The organism is Mesorhizobium captivum (genome assembly GCF_033977165.1).
In the GTDB taxonomy this organism is placed as follows: Bacteria; Pseudomonadota; Alphaproteobacteria; order Rhizobiales; family Rhizobiaceae; genus Mesorhizobium; species Mesorhizobium captivum.
Genome location: NZ_JAVIJB010000014.1, coordinates 15548 through 32394 on the forward strand (window position 1 = coordinate 15548; position 16847 = coordinate 32394).

At 64.6% G+C, this 16847-nt stretch carries 14 protein-coding genes and 1 pseudogene; 14 read left to right on the top strand and 1 reads right to left on the bottom strand.

The annotated features are described in order from the left end of the window. Positions 1–30: 30 nt before the first annotated feature. From puuE to RFM40_RS14150, 13 genes and pseudogenes are all read left to right on the top strand, one after another. On the top strand, positions 31–1455 hold the full coding sequence (gene puuE, locus RFM40_RS14090; RefSeq protein WP_320277703.1) for an allantoinase PuuE: 1425 nt from the start codon (positions 31–33) through the stop codon (positions 1453–1455). 25 nt (positions 1456–1480) lie between these two features. Continuing rightward, the gene (locus RFM40_RS14095; protein ID WP_430691671.1) at positions 1481–2326 is read left to right on the top strand and encodes a bifunctional allantoicase/(S)-ureidoglycine aminohydrolase; all 846 of its coding nucleotides are present in this window, start codon (positions 1481–1483) and stop codon (positions 2324–2326) included. Then, on the top strand, positions 2323–2814 hold the full coding sequence (locus RFM40_RS14100; RefSeq protein WP_320225007.1) for an ureidoglycolate lyase: 492 nt from the start codon (positions 2323–2325) through the stop codon (positions 2812–2814). The genes RFM40_RS14095 and RFM40_RS14100 overlap by 4 nt, the downstream gene beginning before the upstream one ends. A gap of 17 nt (positions 2815–2831) precedes the next feature. Beyond that, positions 2832–3425, top strand: coding sequence for a nucleoside deaminase (locus RFM40_RS14105; protein WP_320225008.1), 594 nt, complete (start codon positions 2832–2834; stop codon positions 3423–3425). A gap of 71 nt (positions 3426–3496) precedes the next feature. Next, positions 3497–5482 (top strand): CocE/NonD family hydrolase, encoded by a 1986-nt coding sequence (locus RFM40_RS14110; protein ID WP_320277704.1) that lies wholly within the window; start codon positions 3497–3499, stop codon positions 5480–5482. Positions 5483–5631: 149 nt separating this feature from the next. Beyond that, a complete protein-coding gene (locus RFM40_RS14115) occupies positions 5632–7218 on the top strand; it encodes an ABC transporter substrate-binding protein (RefSeq protein ID WP_320225010.1) in 1587 nt (528 codons plus the stop codon). A gap of 16 nt (positions 7219–7234) precedes the next feature. Beyond that, positions 7235–8194: an ABC transporter permease gene (locus RFM40_RS14120; RefSeq protein ID WP_320225011.1), complete on the top strand. Its 960-nt coding sequence runs from the start codon at positions 7235–7237 to the stop codon at positions 8192–8194. Positions 8195–8203: 9 nt separating this feature from the next. After that, positions 8204–9031: an ABC transporter permease gene (locus tag RFM40_RS14125; RefSeq protein WP_320225012.1), complete on the top strand. Its 828-nt coding sequence runs from the start codon at positions 8204–8206 to the stop codon at positions 9029–9031. Continuing rightward, on the top strand, positions 9031–10686 hold the full coding sequence (locus RFM40_RS14130; protein WP_320225013.1) for an ABC transporter ATP-binding protein: 1656 nt from the start codon (positions 9031–9033) through the stop codon (positions 10684–10686). Before RFM40_RS14125 ends, RFM40_RS14130 begins: the two co-directional genes overlap by 1 nt. Positions 10687–10716: 30 nt before the next feature. Next, a pseudogene (locus tag RFM40_RS14135) lies at positions 10717–10806 on the top strand (alkaline phosphatase family protein); the annotation flags it as partial. Positions 10807–11128: 322 nt separating this feature from the next. Beyond that, on the top strand, positions 11129–11695 hold the full coding sequence (locus RFM40_RS14140; protein WP_040974984.1) for a sigma-70 family RNA polymerase sigma factor: 567 nt from the start codon (positions 11129–11131) through the stop codon (positions 11693–11695). Continuing rightward, positions 11692–12360 (top strand): anti-sigma factor, encoded by a 669-nt coding sequence (locus RFM40_RS14145; protein ID WP_320225014.1) that lies wholly within the window; start codon positions 11692–11694, stop codon positions 12358–12360. Before RFM40_RS14140 ends, RFM40_RS14145 begins: the two co-directional genes overlap by 4 nt. Then, entirely contained in the window at positions 12350–13813 is a 1464-nt protein-coding gene (locus RFM40_RS14150) for a S8 family serine peptidase (RefSeq protein WP_320225015.1), read from the top strand. Before RFM40_RS14145 ends, RFM40_RS14150 begins: the two co-directional genes overlap by 11 nt. Positions 13814–14100: 287 nt before the next feature. Here the strand turns inward: RFM40_RS14150 and RFM40_RS14155 are convergent, their stop codons facing one another. Then, the gene (locus tag RFM40_RS14155) at positions 14101–15123 is read right to left on the bottom strand and encodes a LacI family DNA-binding transcriptional regulator (protein WP_320225016.1); all 1023 of its coding nucleotides are present in this window, start codon (positions 15121–15123) and stop codon (positions 14101–14103) included. A 357-nt stretch (positions 15124–15480) separates the two neighbouring features. On the opposite strand from RFM40_RS14155, the gene RFM40_RS14160 reads away from it, so the two are divergent. Next, positions 15481–16836 carry an ABC transporter substrate-binding protein gene (locus RFM40_RS14160; RefSeq protein ID WP_126096648.1) on the top strand — a complete coding sequence of 452 codons (1356 nt, stop codon included), beginning with the start codon at positions 15481–15483 and terminating at the stop codon, positions 16834–16836. Positions 16837–16847: the final 11 nt, after the last annotated feature.

Sequence of the window (16847 nt, forward strand, 5' to 3'; positions counted from 1 at the left end):
CTTCATCTCAGCAATCGGGCAGGAGCGACCATGCGTTACGAACGGGACATGCGCGGTTACGGGGCCAATCCGCCGGACCCGAAATGGCCCGGCGGCGCGTATGTCGCCGTGCAGTTCGTCGTCAACTACGAGGAAGGCGGAGAAAACTGCGTGCTGCATGGCGACAAGGCCTCGGAAGCCTTCCTGTCCGAGATCGTCGGCGCCGCGCCCTGGGTCGGCCAGCGCCACTGGAACATGGAGTCGATCTACGAATATGGCGCCCGCGCAGGCTTCTGGCGGCTCCACCGGCTGTTCACCGAAGCCCAAGTGCCGGTGACCTGCTACGGCGTCGCCACCGCGCTCGCTCGCTCGCCCGACCAGGTCGCGGCGATGCAGGAGGCCGGCTGGGAGATCGCCTCGCACGGACTGAAATGGATCGACTATCGCGACCATGATGCGGAGGACGAGCGGCGTGACCTCGAGGAGACGATCCGGCTGCATCGCGAAGTGACCGGCGCGCGGCCGACCGGCTGGTACACCGGCCGCACCTCGGTCAACACCGTGCGGCTCGTTGCCGAGGAAGGCGGCTTCGACTACGTCTCCGACACCTATGACGACGAGCTGCCCTACTGGTTCGACCGCGATGGCTTGGAAAAGCCGCAGCTCATCATCCCCTACACGCTGGACGCCAACGACATGCGTTTCGCAACGCCGCAGGGCTTCAATTCGGGCGACCAGTTCTTCGCTTATCTGAAGGACAGTTTCGACACGCTTTATGCCGAGGGCAAGGCGGGGCGGCCGCGCATGATGAATATCGGCCTGCACTGCCGGCTGGTCGGCCGACCGGGCCGCGTGGCGGCGCTGAAGCGCTTCGTCGACTACGTGAAATCGCATGACAAGGTGTGGCTGACGCGGCGCATCGACATCGCAAAACACTGGCGCGAGACGCATCCCTATCAGGCGCCGGCGCTGCGCCCATCGCGGATGGAGTTCGAGGAATTCGTCCATGCCTTCGGCGGCGTGTTCGAGCATTCGCCCTGGATCGCCGAGCGCGCCTACGAGCTGGAGCTTGGCCCGGCGCATGACAGCGCCGGCGGCCTGCACAACGCGCTCTGCCGAGTCTTCCGCGCCGCGACGGAGGCTGAGCGGCTCTCCGTGCTCAACGCCCATCCCGACCTTGCCGGCAAGCTGGCGGCGGCGAAGCGGCTGACGCCGGAATCGGCCAAGGAGCAGGCTTCCGCCGGGCTCGACGCGCTGACCGACAACGAGCGCGAGCTGTTCTCGAAACTCAACGCCGCCTACGTCACCACCTTCGGCTTCCCCTTCATCATCGCGGTCAAGGGCAAGACCAAGGACGCGATCCTGGCGGAGTTCGAGGCCCGCATCGGCAACAGCCGCGGTGTCGAATTCGAAACTGCCTGCAAACAGGTCGAGCGCATCGCGCTGCTTCGGCTGAAAGACATGCTCCCGTTATAGGCTTCAACACATGGATATGATGAAAATGGCCGAGCGAACCTATTATGCGCCGCATGGCGGCCATCCCGGCCAGAACGAGCTTTTGACCGGCCGCGCCGTCTTCACCGAGGCCTATGCCGTCATCCCCAAAGGGGTGATGCAGGACATCGTCACCAGCCCGCTGCCGTTCTGGGACAAGACGAGGGCCTGGATCATCGCAAGGCCGCTCTCGGGCTTCGCCGAGACTTTTTCGCAGTATATCGTCGAGGTCCTGCCCGGCGGCGGCAGCGACCGGCCTGAGCTCGACGCCGGCGCCGAAGGGGTGCTTTTCGTGGTCGAGGGTGAACTTGCCGTCTCGCTTGCCGGCAAAAAACATGTGCTTCGCCCCGGCGGCTTCGCTTTCCTGCCGCCATCCAGCGGCTGGACGACGCTCAACGAGAGCGGCGATGCCGTCCGCTTCCACTGGATCCGCAAGGCTTATGAAGCCGTCGACGGCATCGACGTGCCGGAAGCCTTATTCACCAACGAGCAGCAGAACGAGCCGAGCCCGATGCCCGGCACCGAGGGCCGCTGGGCAACGACGCGCTTCGTCGACCCGGCCGACATGCGCCACGACATGCATGTCACCATCGTGACGCTCAAACCTGGCGCTGTCATTCCCTTCGCCGAGACGCATGTCATGGAGCACGGGCTCTACGTGCTCGAAGGCAAGGCCGTCTACCGGCTCAACCAGGATTGGGTCGAGGTCGAAGCCGGCGATTTCATGTGGCTGCGCGCCTTCTGCCCGCAGGCCTGCTACGCCGGCGGCCCCGGCAACTTCCGTTACCTGCTCTACAAGGACGTCAATCGGCATGCCAAGCTGGGCGGCGCCCTTGGAGGCCACGCGCGGTGACCCGCATCGTCGCCAAGCAGCTGACGCGCGAAAACTTCGCGCCGTTCGGCGACGTCATCGATATGGGCGGCGACAACCGCTACCCGATCAATGGCGGCAAGGCGATCCGCTACCACGACCTCGCCACCGCCGAGGCGACCGGGCCGAACGCAAAGGTGCTGATCTCGATGGTGCGCGGCACGCCCTATGAGATGCCGCTGAAGCTTACCATGGTCGAGCGCCATCCCCTCGGCAGCCAGGCTTTCATCCCGCTGTCGCCGCGGCCCTTCCTGGTCGTCGTCTGCCATGACACCAGGGATGGTCCGGGCGAGCCTTATGCCTTCGTCACCGCGCCCGGACAAGGTATCAACTACCGGCGCAATCTCTGGCACGGCGTGCTGACGCCGATCGGCGAGGAGCAGGATTTCCTGATCGTCGACCGCGGCGGCGACGGGTCCAACCTCGAGGAGTGCCATTTTTCGCACCCCTACGAGATCCATCTTCCCTGAACACTTCCGATTTTCCGATGACCGACATTTCGCTGATCGACCGCCTGCTCGACGTGATCGAGCACGACATCGTGCCCAAGACCGCCGAAGGCGTTGCCCACGGCAACAAGCTGTTCGGCGCCGCGATCCTCAGGAAAGACGACCGCTCGCTGGTGCTGGCCGAAACCAACAACGAGATCGAAAACCCGCTCTGGCATGGCGAGGTGCATTGCCTGAAGCGTTTCTACGAAATGCCGAAGGCCGAGCGCGTCGACACCGAGGATGCGCTGTTCCTCGCAACGCACGAGCCCTGCTCGCTCTGCCTGTCGGCGATCACCTGGACCGGCTTCGACAATTTCTACTACCTCTTCAGTCACGAGGACTCGCGCGACAGTTTTGCCATCCCGCACGATCTCAAGATCCTGAAAGAGGTCTTCACCCTCGACCCCGGCGGCTACAATGCCGAGAACGCCTATTGGAAGAGTTTTTCGATTCGCAGGCTGGTGCGCGCGTTGCCGGAGGCTGAACGCGAACGGTTGGAGGCAAGGATCGGGAAAATCTCCGCGCGCTACGACGAACTCTCAGGCAGCTATCAAGCCAGCAAGGCTGGCAATGATATTCCGTTGAGCTGACGCGGATTGACCAGCCGATTTCGCCGGCTGGCCCACGACGCCTCCCCCGCGGTTCCATCATGTGCCCTGCCATGAAAACCGTCACCGAATTTCCCCGCAAGGTCGTCGAATTTCCCGACATGGGCATCGTCATGCCGGACGGCTGCCGGCTGTCGGCGCGCATATGGATGCCGGAGGATGCCGGCGACAATCCGGTGCCGGCGATCCTCGAGCACCTGCCCTACCGGAAGCGTGATGGCACCATCTTCCGCGATCAGCTGACCCACCCCTATTTCGCCGGCCACGGCTACGCCTCGATCCGCGTCGACATGCGCGGCAACGGCGATTCCGAAGGGCTGATGGACGACGAATATTCCGAGCAGGAATTGCAGGACGCCTGCGACGTCATCGCCTGGGCGGCCGCGCAGCCCTGGTGCAACGGTAATGTCGGCATGATGGGCATTTCCTGGGGCGGCTTCAACTGCCTGCAGGTCGCGGCCAAGCAGCCGCCGGCGCTGAAGGCGGTGATCAGCCTGTGCTCGACCGTCGACCGCTATGCCGACGACATCCACTACAAGGGCGGCTGCCTGCTCTTGGAAAATTTCGGCTGGGCCTCGACGATGCTCTCCTATTCGTCGCGGCCGCCGGATCCGCTGATCGCCGGCGGCAACCGCTGGCGCGACCTGTGGCTCAACCGATTGGAAAACCAGCCTTTCCTTCTGCCGCTCTGGCTCAGCCACCAGCATCGCGACGCCTATTGGAAGCGCGGCTCGATCTGCGAGGATTTTTCGGCCGTCCAGGCGGCGGTGCTGTCGATCGGCGGCTGGCATGACGGCTACCGCAACACGATCTCGCACCTGGTCACCAATATCCGGTCGCCGGTGAAAGGCATCGTCGGCCCCTGGATCCACAAATACCCGCACTACGCGGGACCCAATCCGGCCATCGGCTTCCTGCAGGAGGCGCTGCGCTGGTGGGACCGCTGGCTGAAAGGTGCCGAGACCGGCGTCGAGGCCGACCCGGCCTACCGCGCCTATGTCATGGACAGCGTGCGCCCGGCCCGCTGGCACCTGGAGCGGCCCGGTCGCTGGATCGCGGAGCAGGAATGGCCGTCGCCGAACATCAAGCTTGAAGCGATCGAGCTCATCCCCGACGGCGCCAAGCCTGCGATCGTCGCCTCGCCACAGAATTGCGGGCTCGCCGGCGGCGAATATTTTCCGTTCACCTTCGGTCCGGAGCTGCCGGGCGATCAGCGGCCGGACGACGCGCTTTCGGTGTGCTTCGATCAGGCCGGGCTCGAGGAGGCGATCGACATCATCGGCGCGCCGGAGCTCGAGGTCAGGATTGCCTCGGACCGTCGCCAGGCGAACATCGCGGTGCGGCTCTGCGACGTGCACCCCGACGGAGCGTCGGAATTGATCTCCTATGGCGTGCTCAACCTCACCCACCGCAATTCGCATGAGTTTCCTAAAGGGCTGGTGCCCGGCGAGACGGTTTCGGCCCGTGTCGTGCTCGACCAGTGCGCCTATCGGGTGCCGGCCGGCCATCGGCTGCGGATCGCCGTTTCCAATGCCTATTGGCCGATGATCTGGCCTTCGCCGGAGCCGGTGACGCTAGAATTGTCGGCGGCAACGCTCAAGCTGCCGCTGCGCCCGCTGGCGACAGGCGACGAGGTCTCGTTCGCCGAACCGGAAGGCGCTACGCCCTGGGCGACCGAGACGATCAGGCCCACCAATTCCGAGCGCCATGTCGACCGCAATGAGAAGACCGGCGTCGTCACGCTTTCCATAATTGACGATTTCGGCGAGGTGCGCGACCTGGAACACGGGCTCGTCCATGGCAGCATCGTCCGCGAGACATGGGCGATCCATCCCGACGATCCGCTGTCGGCCATGGGCAGCACGCATTGGACGCAGGCCTTCTCGCGAAATGAATGGTCGGTGCGGACCGAAACTTTTGCCAACATGCGCTCAGACGCCCAGAACTTCATCCTCAGCGCCAGAATCGAGGCCTATGAGGGTGAGAATCTGGTGTTCGAGCGCGATTTCGAGCAGACGGTTCCCCGCGCGCTCGTGTGAGCGCTGGCAAGATTGGTCCAAATGCGACGCGCCATTTACGCCACGGCATGTCGCATTCGGTCTTGCTTACAGCTTTCCGTTACGGTCATTATCTCCTCCAATAAGCAGAAACGACCATAAGGTCGGACCATCAGAGTGAGGAACCCATAATGACAAACGAACTCGACTATCTCAGCCGTCGCGTCGCCGCCGGCAAACTCAGCCGTCGCGACTTCCTTGGCCGCGCCGCCGCGCTCGGCGTTGCCGCGCCCTTCGCCAATTCGCTGCTTTCGAGCGCAGCCCGCGCCGCCGGCCCGGTCAAGGGCGGCACGCTGAAGGCCGGCCTGGTCGGCGGTGAATCCACCAACAGCCTCGATCCGGCGCTAATGATGACGCAGGTGCCGTTCGCCTTCGGCAAGTGCTGGGGCGAAATGATCGTCGAACTGTCGCCGGAGGGCAAACTCGAGAACCGCATCGCCGAGGAGATCGGCTCGTCGGACGACGCCAAGGTCTGGACGCTGAAGATCCGCGACGGCATCGAGTTCCACAACGGCAAGACGGTGACCGCCGAAGACGTCGCCGCCACGCTCGAGCGCCATTCGGACGAGAAGTCCAAGTCCGGCGCGCTGGGCTACATGAAGGGCATCGACACCATCAAGGTCAACGGCAAGGAAGTGGTGCTGACGCTCAAGGAAGCCAACGCCGACCTTCCGTACCTGCTCAGCGACTATCACCTGATCGTGCAGCCGAATGGCGGCAAGGACAAGCCCGATGCCGGCATCTCGGCCGGACCCTACAAGGTTGTCACCAACGAGCCTGGCGTGCGCCATGTCGGCGAGCGCTTCGCCAACTACTGGCAGGGCGACAAGATGGGTCATGCCGACCAGATCGAAGTCGTCGTCATCAACGACGCGACGGCGCGCACCGCGGCCCTGCAGGGCGGCCAGGTCAACATGATCAACCGCGTCGAACCGAAGATCGTCGACCTGATCAAGCGCGTGCCGGGCGTCACCATCCGCAACCATTCCGGTCCCGGCCACTACGTGTTCATCATGCATTGCAACACGGCGCCGTTCGACAACAACGACCTCAGGATGGCGCTGAAGCTGGCGATCAACCGCGAGGAGATGCTGAACAAGGTGCTGCGCGGCTACGGCTCGCTCGGCAACGACTTCCCGATCAATGCCTCCTACCCGCTGTTCACCGAGATCGAGCAGCGCAAGTATGATCCGGACAAGGCCAAGTTCCACTACAAGAAGTCGGGCCATGACGGTTCGGTCCTGCTCAGGACCTCGGACGTCGCCTTCCCCGGCGCCGTCGACGCGGCCCAGCTCTACCAGCAGAGCGCCGCCAAGGCCGGCATCAAGCTCGAGATCAAGCGCGAGCCCGGCGACGGCTACTGGAACGAGGTCTGGAACAAGCAGCCCTTCTGCGCCTCCTATTGGGGCGGACGCTCGACCCAGGACCAGATGTACTCGACTGCCTATTTGTCGTCGGCCGACTGGAACGACACGCGTTTCAAGCGTCCGGACTTCGACAAGATGGTGCTTGCCGCCCGCGCTGAGCTCGACGAGGCCAAGCGCAAGCAGATGTACCACGACATGGCCGTCATGGTGCGCGACGAGGGCGGCCTGATCCTGCCGATGTTCAATCAGTTCATCGACGCCACGGGGCCGAAAGTCGCGGGCTGGGTGGAGGATCCGCATCAGGAGCTTTGCAACGGCTACGCCCTGGCAAAGTGCTGGCTCGAAGCCTGAGCACGGCCTTGCGGAGATGTCCTCACCCATCGTGAAACTGGTGGCCCAGCGCATTGCGCTGGGCATCCTCCTTCTGCTGGCCGTTTCGGTCCTGATCTTCGCCGGTACGCAGATCCTGCCCGGCGACGTCGCGCAAGCCATTCTCGGACAATCGGCGACGCCGGAGTCGCTGGCCAACCTGCGCGAGCAGCTCGGGCTCAACCAGCCAGCTTATATCCGCTATTTCCACTGGCTGGGCGGCGTGGTCACCGGCGATCTCGGCACGGCCATGTCGAGCGGGCAGGACATTGCGACATCGATCAAGGAACGGCTGTGGAACACGCTGTTCCTGGCTTTCTGGGCGGCGATCGTGGCCATTCCGCTGGCGATCACGCTTGGGCTGATCGCGGTGCGCTATCGCAATGGCTTCGTCGACAAGCTGATCTCCGGCGTGGCGCTCGCCTCGACCTCGTTCCCGGAGTTCTTCATCGGCTATCTGCTGGTCTTCTACTTCGCGGTTCAGCACCAGTGGTTCCCCGCCATCTCGACCGTCTATGAGGGAATGTCTTTCGGCGAACGCCTGCAGGCTATCGCGCTGCCGGCGGCGGCGCTGACGCTGGTGGTGCTTGCCCACATGATGCGCATGACGCGCGCGGCGATCCTCAACGTCATGCAGTCGGCCTATGTCGAGACGGCCGAGCTCAAGGGCCTCTCGGCCTTCGCTGTGATCCGCAAGCATGCTTTCCCGAACGCAATCGCGCCGATCATCAATGTCGTGATGCTCAACCTTGCCTATCTGGTCGTCGGCGTCGTCGTGGTCGAGGTGATCTTCGTCTATCCGGGCATGGGGCAGTATCTCGTCGACCACGTCACCAAGCGCGACGTGCCCGTCGTGCAGGCGGTCGGTCTGATCTTCGCAGCCGTCTACATCACCCTCAACATCATCGCGGACATTGCGGCGATCGTCGCCAATCCGCGGCTCAGGCATCCGAAGTAAGGGGGCGGTATGCTCGATATCAGACGCATCCCCATCGCATCGCTGATCGGCCTAGCGCTGACGGGGCTGTTCGTGCTGGCGGCAATCCTGGCGCCCTGGATCGCGCCGCACGGCAATGCCGAGATCGTGAGCGACGTCCCTTGGGAACCGATGTCGGCGGCCCATTGGCTGGGCACCGACAATCTCGGCCGGGATCTCTTGTCCCGCATGATCTACGGCGCCCGCATAACGCTGTTCATCGCGGTGCTGGCAACTGCGCTATCCTTCTCTCTCGGCGCCATCCTCGGCTTCTCGGCGGCGGTGTTCGGCGGCTGGTACGACACGATCCTGTCCCGCCTCGTCGACCTCTTGATGTCGATCCCGACCCTGATCATGGGCCTCGTCGTGCTGTCTGTGCTGCCCTCCAACCTGGTGACGCTGATCCTGGTCATGGGCATCCTCGATTCGACTCGCGTCTACCGGCTGTCGCGCGCCGTCGCCGTCGACATCAACGTCATGGATTATGTCGAGGCCGCCAAGCTGCGCGGCGAAGGCAGCGGCTGGATCATCTTCCGCGAGATCCTGCCCAATGCGCTGTCGCCGCTGGTCTCGGAACTCGGCCTGCGCTTCATCTATGCCGTGCTTTTCCTGTCGACACTCTCCTTCCTCGGCCTCGGCGTGCAGCCGCCGGACGCCGACTGGGGCGGCATGGTGAAGGAAAACAAGGACGGCATCGTCTTCGGCATTCCGGCGGCGCTGATCCCGGCCGCGGCGATCGCGGCGCTGGCGATCTCGGTCAATCTCGTCGCCGACTGGGTGCTCAACCGCACGACAAGCCTGAAGGGAGGGCGCGGGTGATGGCTGACAGCAAAGCGAATTCCGGCCGGCTCCTCGAAATCCGCAATCTGCGCATCGAGGCGACCGTCTATCCGCCCGGCGAGGCGCCGAAGACGATCACCCTGGTCCACGACGTCTCGCTGACGCTGGAGAAGGGCAAGGTGCTCGGCCTGATCGGCGAATCCGGCGCCGGCAAGTCGACCATCGGCCTGTCCTCCATGGGCTATGGCCGCGGCGGCGTACGCATCACCGGCGGCGAGGTCATCCTCAACGGCCGCGACATACTGAAGGGCGGCAAGGACGGCTTGCGCAAGCTGCGCGGCCGCGAAGTCTGCTATGTCGCCCAGTCGGCCGCGGCGGCCTTCAATCCGGCGCACCGGCTGATGGACCAGGTGGTTGAGGCCACGCTCCTGCACGGCACCGCTACCCGGGCTGAGGCCGAGAAACGCGCCGTCGCCCTGTTCAAGAAGCTCAGCCTGCCCAATCCCGAAACCATCGGCGAGCGTTTCCCGCACCAGGTCTCCGGCGGCCAGCTGCAGCGCGTGATGACGGCGATGGCGCTGTGCTCGGAGCCGGACCTGATCGTCTTCGATGAGCCGACGACGGCGCTCGACGTGACGACGCAGATCGACGTGCTGTCAGCGATCAAGGATGCCATCCGCGACACCCATGTGGCGGCGCTCTACATCACCCACGACCTGGCCGTCGTGGCGCAGGTGTCGGACGAGATCATGGTGCTGCGCCATGGCCGGCTGGTCGAATGGGGCGGTACCCGCCAGATCATCAAGGAGCCGCGCCAGGAATACACCAACGCGCTGGTTTCGGTGCATGAGATCGAGCACAAGGAACAACAGCCCGGCACGACGCCGATGCTGTCGGTGAAGAACGTGACGGCCGCCTATGGCGGCGGCCACGTCAAGGTGCTGAAAAACGTCTCGGTCGACATCCATCCCGGCCAGACGCTGGCCGTCGTCGGCGAGAGCGGCTCCGGCAAGTCGACACTGGCGCGCGCCATCACCGGCCTGTTACCGCCCGAGCAAGGCAGCGTCGTCTTCGACGGCCGCACACTCGGCAACAGGCTTTCCGATCGGCCCAAGGAGGATTTGCGCCAGTTGCAGATGATCTACCAGATGGCCGACGTGGCAATGAACCCGCGCCAGACGGTGGGCACCATCATCGGCCGGCCGCTGGAGTTCTATTTCGGCATGAAGGGCCGCGAACGCGACAAGCGCGTCGCCGAGCTGCTCGACGAGATCGAGATGGGCAAGGGCTTCATCGACCGCTATCCGGCCGAGCTTTCCGGCGGTCAGAAGCAGCGCGTCTGCATCGCCCGCTCGCTCGCCGCCAAGCCGAAGCTGATCATCTGCGACGAGGTGACCTCGGCGCTCGACCCGCTGGTCGCGCACGGCATCCTCAAGCTACTCCTCAATTTGCAGCAGATCGAGAAGGTGGCCTATCTCTTCATCACCCATGACCTCGCGACCGTGAAGTCGATCGCCGATTCGATCGCGGTCATGTATCGCGGCGAGGTGGTCCGCTACGGCTCCAAGAGCAAGGTGCTGACGCCGCCCTTCGACGCCTACACCGATCTTCTGTTGTCTTCCGTTCCCGAAATGGAGATCGGCTGGCTGGAGAAGGCCATCGCGGGCCGGCGCATGGAGAGCGCCGGCAACTGAGCTGGTTTCCTCTTCTCTGCGCTTCTGGGGCTTGGCCAGTTGCAGCTCGCGCCGACGGTGCTAAGCCGGCTCGGCGTGGCGATACCCGAGACGATGAAGGGGAAGGTGTTTTTGGAGTGAGTGCTGTCCTCTCCTTCTCCCCTTGTGGGAGGGGGTGGATCGGCGCGCAGCGCCGAGACGGATGAGGGGTGTTGGAAGGATCGCGACGCAGGAAATATAAAGATTTCAATCGCCTGACTTTCATCCGCCTCACTCCGTCCAACACCCCTCATCCGACCGAGCTTCGCTCGGCCACCTTCTCCCACAAGGAGAGAAGGGGAGACCCTGCCCTCTGGCAACGCTTCCTTTCTTCGGCTAGCTTCCAAAAATTCCTTGGCGGAGGATGAACCTTTTTGGACCGATCAGCGACAAAGCCACGAGGAGCCAGGCGGCTCGACCGGCCATGAATGCGGCGACCGAAACCGATCGCGCGCTTGTAGACCGGGTCGCGAAGGGCGACCGGGCCGCCGTGCGGCTCCTGTTCATGCGTCACCACGCGCGGATCTACCGCTTCGTGGCGCGCCAGACGGGATCGGAAATGATGGCCGACGATATCACCAACGAGGTCTTTCTCGAGCTGTGGCGACAGGCGCCGGGCTTCGAAGGCCGCTCCGAAGTCTCGACGTGGCTGCTCGGCATCGCCCGCTTCAAGGCGCTGTCCCTGCTGCGCAAGAAGAAGGAAGACTGGATCGACGACGATGACGCGGCGCAAGTTCCCGACAGCGCCGACACGCCGGAAGTCGTCACCATGAAGGAGGACAAGGCCGCCGCCTTGCGCCGCTTCGTCGATGCCTTGCCGGAAGAACACCGCACGGTGATCGACCTTGCTTATTACCACGGCCAGTCGGTGACCGAGATCGGCGAGGTGCTCAATATCCCGGTCGCGACCGTCAAGACCAGGATGTTCTACGCCCGCAAGAAACTCGGCGAGGCCCTCAAGGCCGCCGGTTACGACAGGGGGTGGCCATGAGCGCCGCTGAAAAGATGTCGCGCCGCGACGAGATGGAGATGCTGCTGCCGTTCTACCTGAACGGTTCGCTGGAAGGCGCCGAGCTGGAGGCGGTCGAGGAATGGCTGGCCTCCGATCCTGCGGCGATGGCCGCGCTTGGCGAGGCGGAGGCCGAATTCTCCGGCACCGCCGCCGCCAACGAGGCGATCCGCCCGCCGGCCGATGCGCTCTCCCGCTTTGCCAGGGCGCTCGACGCCGAGGCCGGCGCGGTGCGCGCGCCTGCCGGCCAATCGTGGCTGGCGAAGGTGTTCGGCCTGGTTACGGCGATGCCCGCCGGCGTCGCCTGGGCGGCGGCCGCGGCGCTGCTTGCGCTGGTCGTGGTGCAATCCTTCGAGCAGCCGGGCGGCAAGGGCAATGACTTCGAGGTGGCCGGTGCTCAGGACGATCTTGCGAAGCTGCCCTTCGCTTTGGTGAAATTCAAGCCGGACGCCAAGATGTCGGACATCGCCGCCTTCCTCGGCCAGAACGGGCTGAAGATCGCCGGCGGGCCGACGGCCGATGGGGTGTTCCACGTGACAATCCCGGCGACCACGGCGGCCGATTACGACAAGCTCATCGGCCTTATTGCCGCCCAGCCTTTCGCGGAGGCTGTGGTGCAGGGAAGGAAACCGGCCGATGGCGGCTAAGGCGGTCATTCTTCATGCGGCATTCCTCGCCGCGGCGGCATTTGTCGCCGCTCCTGCCTTTGCGCAGACCAACGACCCGAATCTTTCGCAGAAGCAGATTGACTGCCTCAATGGCAAGACGGCGGCCGGCGCCGATTGCGACAAGGACGGCGGCAGAAACGATGGCGGCAAGCCTGGCGCGGGCACGACGACCGGCGGCGGCGCGGTGTTCCTGCCGGCGCTGATCGTCGACCTGTTCCCGAACCCGCCGGCCCAACCCACGCCGCCGACGCCGACACAGCCGAACGGATCGCCGCCACCGAGCAGCTCAGCCGGCACGCCCGCGACCCCCGCTCCCGCGCCGACCGGACCTGTCACTCCACCCACCGGCCTCAATCTCGCCGTGCCGCCGCGCGCGGTCAGCGGCGAATTCGTGCCCGACGAAGTGCTGGTGACGGTGAGCGGCGATGCCGGCGCGGTGCAGCAGATCGCCAATTCCTTCGGCCTGCAGGTGCGCTCGCAGCGCCAGTCGCGGCTGCTCGGCACAACGCTGGTGCGCTACGGCATTCCGGACGGGCGACCGGTCGGCGTGGTGCTGGCGCAGCTTGCCGCCGACGGCCGCACGCAGCGCCGCGAGCCAAACCACATCTATTCGCTGCAGCAGGCGGCCGGCATCGTGAATTATGCCTTCGACCGCATTGCGCTCGATGCCAAGAACGCGAGCGGCGAGAATGTCCGCGTCGCCGTCATCGACACCGGCATCGACGACACCAATCCGGCGCTGAAGGGCGTGATCGCCGACCAGTTCGACGCCATGCCGAACGTGCCGATCGAAAAGCGTGATCACGGCACTTCGGTCGACGGGCTGATCGCCGGGGTCGGCGCGCTGGAAGGCATGGCGCCCGGCGCCAGGATTTTTCACGCACGCGCGTTCGAAGGCGGTAAGTCGACCATGGACGTCATCCTGTCGGCGCTCGATTGGGCGGCCGAACAGGATGTGCGCATCATCAATATGAGCTTCGTCGGCCCGAAGAACGACCTGCTCGGCATCGCCTGCCGCAATGCGCGCGCGCTGGGCATGGTGCTGGTCGCCGCCGCAGGCAACAACGGACCGAAGGCGCCCTACGGCTACCCAGCCGCCTTCGACGGCGTCATCGCCGTGACCGCCACCGATGCCAAGGACGGGCTGATGCCGCAGGCCAATCGCGGCGCCTATGTCTTCATCTCGGCACCCGGCGTCGAGATGGTGGCGCCGAGCGGCGCCGGTTCCGACATGGTCACCGGCACCTCGTTCGCCGCCGCCATCGTCTCGGGCGCGATCGCCAACCTGATCCATGCCGCGCCCGACCGCTCCGCCGACGACATCGAGAAGGCGCTGGCGGCAACCGCCAAGGATCTCGGCCCGAAGGGGCGAGACAATGATTTCGGCTACGGCCTGCTGGACATCAAGGCGGCCGGAGCGGCGAAGGAATAGGTTCCCTCTCATACTGTAATGTCGGCGGGACAGTACCCCCGTCTGGCCTGCCGGCCATCTCCCCCGCAAGGGGGATTGGATGTCAAGACATGGCGCCGGGGGCGGGAGCTACCGATCTCCCCCCTCGATGGGGAGATGGCCGGCAGGCCAGAGGGGGTCGGTCCGACCGGGCTCGACCTGCTGGCGCCGATGAACGTTGGCGTTCTACGCGCGGCGACCCCCTCTGTCGCCTTCGGCGACATCTCCCCCTCAAGGGGGGGAGATTACCCGCTTCGCCGCCTTCGTTCCTACGCCGGCGCACCGCCGACCGATCCCCTGATCACCAGATCGACCGGCCAGACCTCGCCACGAGCACCCTCTTCCAGCCCCGATATCCGTGCCGCCAGCCGCTCGGCGACGCGCGCGCCGGCAAGCCGGATCGAGGACCGCGTGGTCGACAGCGGCACCGGGAAATTCTCCGGCCGCAGCCAGGGGAAGACGTCGTCATGGGCGACCAGCGACAGATCGCCCGGAATGGTGAGGCCGAGATCGCGCACGGCGCGCACGACACCGAGCGCCATGATCAGGCTGGAGCAGACGATCGCCGTCGCCGATTCGCTTTGGTCGAGCAGGCGCCGAGCGGCGCGATAGCCGTTTTCCTCGGTCATCGTCAGCGAGCAGATGTGGCGTTCGCCAAGCGCCAGGCCGCTCGCGGCAAGCGCCCGGCGCATCCCGCGCTCGCGGTGGATGGCGAAGGTCTCGCGATCGTCGCCGTTGATCAGCGCCAGCCGCTTATGGCCGAGCTGGACGAGAAGCCTCGCCGCCTCGTGGAAGGCGCCCTCATTGTCGATGTCGAGATAGGGATAGTCGAAATCAAAACCCTCGCTGCGGCCGTGGACGATGAAAGGGATGCCCAGCGTGTTGACCAGCGCCAGCCTCCGGTCGGTGGGCCGCGGCGAGGAGATGTAGACGGCATCGACCTGCCGGTTGGCGACGATACGCCGATAGGTCGTCTCCTGATCGTCCGCGTCGGCCGGCGAGAGCACGAGGTCGAGCTCGTGCGAGCGGGCATAGTCGCCGAGACCGGAGAGGAACTCGACGAAATGCGGATCGATATCGACGGCATTGCCGGTCGGCAGCACATAGCCGATCATGCCCGACTTGCCGGTGGCCAGCCGCCGCGCGCTGGGGTTCGGCCGGTAGCCATGGCGCTTGGCGGCATCCATCACGCGGCGCCGCGTCTCCTCGTTGACCTCCGGGTAGCCGTTCAACGCCCGGCTCACCGTGGTCTGCGAAAGCGACAGCATGTGCGAGAGTTGCTTGAGGTTCATGAGGCCTCCAGCCTCAAAGCGCTTTAAATTTGAATCGATCCGATGAGACTGATGATCTCGCTAGACAGAATGACCTTAGTGGCGGCTTAAGGTAGTTTGAAGCAAAATTGCTGCTGCAACGCCAAAAAAGCATGCTGCAATGCACCTTCTAGCTGGTCGAGTGGAGATTTAAATCGATTAGTACTGTAACCCTCTTGACTTCCGCCCAATTCAATGGCGAGATTGAAAAAGCCAAAGCGCTTTGGAAGACTCGCCGAAAGGTTGCGGTTGCCTTCTCGCTGAGTCACTGTTCCGCGGGCGTCGGCGGACGAGATGGAGGTTTCGTCCGAACTGTTTTGACCACTGGGAGGATTTGCGATGAAGAAAATGCTTCTCTTGGGCGCCGCGTTCGCCGCGCTCGCTTTTAGCCTGCCGGCGCAAGCCGAACTGAAGTTCAAGCCGGGCGAGGACCCGCGCTTCCACTGGGCGAATTACGACGAGCTCAAGAAAGTCGATCTCAAGGGCGAGACGCTGACCATCTTCGGGCCGTGGCGCGGCGAAGACGAGGGCCTGGTGCGCACCGTTCTCGAATACTTCCAGGAAGCCACCGGCGCCGAGATCAAATACTCCTCGTCGGAGAATTACGAACAGCAGATCGTCATCGACACCCAGGCCGGCAGCCCGCCCAACATCGCCGTGCTGCCGCAGCCCGGCCTGATCCAGGATCTGGCCTCCAAGGGCCTGTTGACGCCGCTCGGCGACGACACCGCCAAATGGATCAAGGACAATTACGGCGCCGGCCAGTCATGGGTCGACCTCGGCACCTTCAAGGACAAGGACGGCAAGCCCGGCTTCTTCGCCTTCCCCTACAAAGCCGACGTAAAGTCGCTGGTCTGGTACTCGCCGGACAATTTCGAGGAAGCCGGCTACAAGGTGCCGAAGACGCAGGAAGAGCTCGCCGATCTCGAGAAGAAGATCATCGCCGACGGCGGCAAGCCCTGGTGCATCGGGCTCGGCTCCGGCGGCGCCACCGGCTGGCCGGCGACTGACTGGGTCGAAGACATCATGCTGCGTACCCAGACGCCCGACGTCTACGACAAGTGGGTGAAGAACGAGATCCCGTTCAACGACCCGGCCGTGGTCAACGCCATCGACATCTTCGGCAAGATCGCCACCGACGACAAGATGGTCGACGGCGGCGCCAAGGCGGTCGCGGCGACCGACTTCCGCGACAGCCCGAAGGGCCTCTTCTCGGTGCCGCCGAAATGCTACATGCACAAGCAGGCTTCGTTCATCCCGACCTTCTTCCCGGAAGGCACCAAGATCGGTCAGGACGCCGATTTCTTCTACTATCCGCCCTATGCTTCCAAGCCCGATCTCGGCACGCCCGTGCTCGGCGCCGGCACGCTGGTCATGATCACCAAGGACTCCAAAGGCGCGCGGGCCTTCATCGACTTCCTGAAGATGCCGCTGGCGCATGAGATCTGGATGGCCCAGGGCGGCTTCGTGACACCGTACAAGGCGGTGAACAAGGAAGCCTATGCCAGCGAGGCGCTGAAGAAGCAGGGCGACATCTTGGCCAACGCCTCGACGTTCCGCTTCGACGGTTCGGACCTGATGCCCGGCAAGATCGGCGCGGGCTCCTTCTGGACCGGCATGATCGACCTCGTCGGCGGCAAGTCCGCCCAGGACGTCGCCACCGACATCCAGAAGAGCTGGGATGCCATCAAGTAAGCCGCTGACAG

Excerpts from the sequence above, each read along its gene's own strand:
- puuE (WP_320277703.1), top strand. The coding sequence starts at position 31 with ATGCGTTACGAACGGGACATGCGCGGTTACGGGGCCAATCCGCCGGAC.
- RFM40_RS14095 (WP_430691671.1), top strand. The coding sequence starts at position 1,481 with ATGGCCGAGCGAACCTATTATGCGCCGCATGGCGGCCATCCCGGCCAG.
- RFM40_RS14105 (WP_320225008.1), top strand. The coding sequence starts at position 2,832 with ATGACCGACATTTCGCTGATCGACCGCCTGCTCGACGTGATCGAGCAC.
- RFM40_RS14110 (WP_320277704.1), top strand. The coding sequence starts at position 3,497 with ATGAAAACCGTCACCGAATTTCCCCGCAAGGTCGTCGAATTTCCCGAC.
- RFM40_RS14115 (WP_320225010.1), top strand. The coding sequence starts at position 5,632 with ATGACAAACGAACTCGACTATCTCAGCCGTCGCGTCGCCGCCGGCAAA.
- RFM40_RS14120 (WP_320225011.1), top strand. The coding sequence starts at position 7,235 with ATGTCCTCACCCATCGTGAAACTGGTGGCCCAGCGCATTGCGCTGGGC.
- RFM40_RS14125 (WP_320225012.1), top strand. The coding sequence starts at position 8,204 with ATGCTCGATATCAGACGCATCCCCATCGCATCGCTGATCGGCCTAGCG.
- RFM40_RS14130 (WP_320225013.1), top strand. The coding sequence starts at position 9,031 with ATGGCTGACAGCAAAGCGAATTCCGGCCGGCTCCTCGAAATCCGCAAT.
- RFM40_RS14140 (WP_040974984.1), top strand. The coding sequence starts at position 11,129 with ATGAATGCGGCGACCGAAACCGATCGCGCGCTTGTAGACCGGGTCGCG.
- RFM40_RS14145 (WP_320225014.1), top strand. The coding sequence starts at position 11,692 with ATGAGCGCCGCTGAAAAGATGTCGCGCCGCGACGAGATGGAGATGCTG.
- RFM40_RS14150 (WP_320225015.1), top strand. The coding sequence starts at position 12,350 with ATGGCGGCTAAGGCGGTCATTCTTCATGCGGCATTCCTCGCCGCGGCG.
- RFM40_RS14155 (WP_320225016.1), bottom strand. The coding sequence starts at position 15,123 with ATGAACCTCAAGCAACTCTCGCACATGCTGTCGCTTTCGCAGACCACG.
- RFM40_RS14160 (WP_126096648.1), top strand. The coding sequence starts at position 15,481 with ATGAAGAAAATGCTTCTCTTGGGCGCCGCGTTCGCCGCGCTCGCTTTT.